The following is a 2,943-nucleotide window of genomic DNA, read 5'->3' as shown; positions in this document are numbered from 1 at the left end:
GGCGCCCGCCGGTTCACCCACAGCTTCGCCCGCGGTTCCGGCGTCGCTCCAGTCACGAAGTGCGCCGGTCAGTCGGATGAGGAGGACAACGGCCAGGAAGAGCGCGAGGACGGGCGCAGTGTAGGAGATGAGGTTCGACTGCGGGCGGGATGCAACGGCAGCGATGCCCAGCAGCCCGAAGGCCGCAACCAGCGCGCTTCCGGCGAAGCGCCGCTTCAATTCGAGGATCCCGGCGCCCGCCGCCAGCAGAGCGATGATGCCGGCCATGGTGGCCAGGAGGACGGCCTTGTCCGCGGTGCCGAAGGTCGCGATGGCCCAATCCTTGACGCCGGGAGGCAGGGTGTCGATCACGGCGGATCCCACAGCACTGACCGGCGACACGGAGGGGCTCAGCGCCGCCGCGGTGAGCTCACCGCAGATGACGCCGATGCCCACCGCCAGCATTCCTGCCACCGCGCTCCACGCCCGCCGCCGCCTCATGAGGGCCCCTTCACAGTTCCCGGCGCCCTGATGGTGCCGGCAGTGTCCACTCGTACCACGAGTGCGCCCCGCGCCGGGTTCCTTACCGCATGCATCGCGCCGGTGCCAGCCCCGGTGCCGGATGCGCCGATGCGGCTGATGTACGACGATGGAGAAGTAGGGCAAGCACAACGGAAAGGCGTAACCTCATCAGTATGGGAATCCAACTTGGCATGCCGGCCCTTCCGCCTGCTGTGGCCCGGTCCGGCCTGATGGACACCCACGGTCGGCAGGCAACCGACATGCGGCTTTCCCTCACGGACAAATGCAACCTGCGCTGCACCTACTGCATGCCCGCGGAGGGACTCAACTGGCTGCAGAAGGACCAGGTGCTGTCGCGCTCCGAGATGGTCCGGCTGGTCCGCATCGGCGTCGACCTGCTCGGTGTCCGGGAACTCCGCCTCACCGGCGGCGAGCCGCTCGTCCGCGCAGACCTGCTGGACATCATCCGCGACATCCGTGGGAACCACCCCGACCTGCCCATCTCCATGACGACGAACGCGCTCGGGCTCGACCGGAAGGCGGCGGCACTGAGAGATGCCGGCCTGACCCGCATCAACGTGTCCATGGATTCGTTGCACCCCGACACCTTCGCCCAGCTGACCCGCAGACCCTTCCTGGACCGGGTCCTGAAGGGCATCGAAGCCGCGGCGGAGGTGGGCCTGGGTCTCGTCAAGATCAACGCCGTCCTGATGCGCGGCATCAACGACCACGAGGCACCCGACCTCGTCGAGTGGGCGGTCTCACGCGGATTCGAGCTCCGCTTCATCGAGCAGATGCCCCTGGACGCCGATCACGGCTGGACCCGCGACGGCATGATCACCGCCGCGGAGATGCGCAAGCTGGTCGAAACGCAGTTCGTGCTGACTCCGGATCCCCGCAATCGCGACGGCGCCCCCGCCGAGCGGTGGGAGGTCCGACGGAACTCCGCGCCCGACGTCGTCGTCGGCACCGTGGGCATCATCGCCTCCGTCACCGAGCCGTTCTGCGCCGACTGCCGGCGGACCAGGGTGACCGCGGAGGGAAAAATCATGAGCTGCCTCTTCTCACGCGAGGAAACCGACCTCCGGGACCTGCTCCGCACAGGTGCCGACGACGACGCCGTGGCGCGCCGCTGGCAGGAGGCCATGTGGGCAAAGCCCAAGGCGCACGGAATGGATCACACCGGTCTGGGTGCCGCGGACTTCGTCCAGCCCGACCGCTCCATGAGCGCGATCGGCGGCTGAATGCTCGTTCGGTACTTCGGCGCGGCACAGGCAGCCGCCGGCACGGCAGAGGAGCACCTCGACCTTGACGGGGCCACCCTCGACGACGTCATCGCCGCGCTCCAGGATCGATATGGTCGCACACCGGCCGCCATGGGCAAGGTCCTCGCCCGCAGCAGTTTCCTGTTGAACGAGGTGGCGCTGAGGGACCGGAGCCGCGCCCTGGAACGCTCGGACGTGCTGGACATCCTGCCGCCCTTCGCCGGCGGCTGAACAACCGCACCAGCGCGCACCCTGCCGGGTCGCGGCACCCAGCACCACGCTCCCGGCGCTTACCCTGCCGGGTCGCGGCACCCAGCACCACGCCGCCGGAGATTACCCTGCCGGGTCGCGGCAGCTAGCCGGCGAAGTCGGCTTCCCGATCGAACGGGCCCACCACCACCGTCGTCCGCGGCGCTGCGGCGAGCTCTACCGCCAAATCCTTGACCTCCTGCGCCGTGACGGACCGGATGCGTGCCAGGGACTCGTCGACGTCGAAGAACTCACCGGAGACGAGCTCGGACCTTCCGAGGCGTGACATCCGGGAACTGCTGTCCTCGAGTGCCATGACCAGGCCTCCGGACAGCTGCCCCACGGCCTTGCGAAGCTCGTCGGCCGTGATCCCCCCGGTCGCCAGGCGGTCGAGTTCCGCCCCGAGCAGTTCGATCACCTGGCCCGTCTTGGCTGGCGAACACCCCGCATACATGGCGAAGTACCCGGCATCGGCGTAGGACGCCGAGAAGGAGTAGGTCGAGTAGACGAGGCCCCGCTTCTCGCGGATCTCCTGGAAGAGCCGCGACGACATTCCGCCGCCGAGCACTGCATTCAGTACGCTCATGACGAAGCGGCGCTCATCGGTCGCGACCAGCGAGGGACACCCGATGAGGATATTCGCCTGCTCGACCGCCCGTCGGATCACGCGCACGCCGGCTCTGCCGTTCACCGGAACCGGCTCGGCCGACCGCCGTGCGACGGGAACGGCGCCCTCGGCGAGCTCCCAGCCCGCGCTTTCCAGGGCTTCCTGGACGAGGGTGCAGACGACGTCGTGGTCCAGTCCGCCCGCAGCCGTGACCACCAGCTCCCCCGGCTGGTAGTAGCGGCGGTAGTGGGCCAGTACGGATTCCCTCGGTACGTCCCGGATGGCCTGCGGCGTGCCGCCGATCGGGCGACCCAGCGGATG

General features: G+C 68.9%; 3 protein-coding genes and 1 pseudogene. 2 read left to right on the top strand and 2 right to left on the bottom strand.

Annotated features, from left to right (window positions below; translation table 11 throughout):
* A pseudogene (locus Y704_RS24460) lies at positions 1 to 480 on the bottom strand (oxidoreductase); the annotation flags it as partial.
* Between the two features lie 194 nt (positions 481 to 674).
* Here Y704_RS24460 and moaA point away from each other — a divergent pair.
* Both moaA and Y704_RS0109030 read left to right on the top strand, forming a co-directional pair.
* Positions 675 to 1,745 (top strand): GTP 3',8-cyclase MoaA, encoded by a 1,071-nt coding sequence (gene moaA, locus Y704_RS0109035; protein WP_026549883.1) that lies wholly within the window; start codon positions 675 to 677, stop codon positions 1,743 to 1,745.
* Entirely contained in the window at positions 1,746 to 1,997 is a 252-nt protein-coding gene (locus Y704_RS0109030) for a MoaD/ThiS family protein (protein WP_026549882.1), read from the top strand. It begins immediately after the preceding gene.
* A 124-nt stretch (positions 1,998 to 2,121) separates the two neighbouring features.
* On the opposite strand, the gene Y704_RS20055 is transcribed toward Y704_RS0109030, so the two are convergent.
* A partial coding sequence (locus Y704_RS20055; protein WP_035772144.1) for a M16 family metallopeptidase occupies positions 2,122 to 2,943 on the bottom strand: 822 nt, incomplete at its 5' end.

The sequence above is a fragment of the Arthrobacter sp. Br18 genome (assembly GCF_000520555.1).
Lineage (GTDB): Bacteria > Actinomycetota > Actinomycetes > Actinomycetales > Micrococcaceae > Arthrobacter_D.
The sequence above is the reverse complement of the archived record's forward strand: the minus strand, read 5'-3'. Positions and strand labels throughout refer to the sequence as shown.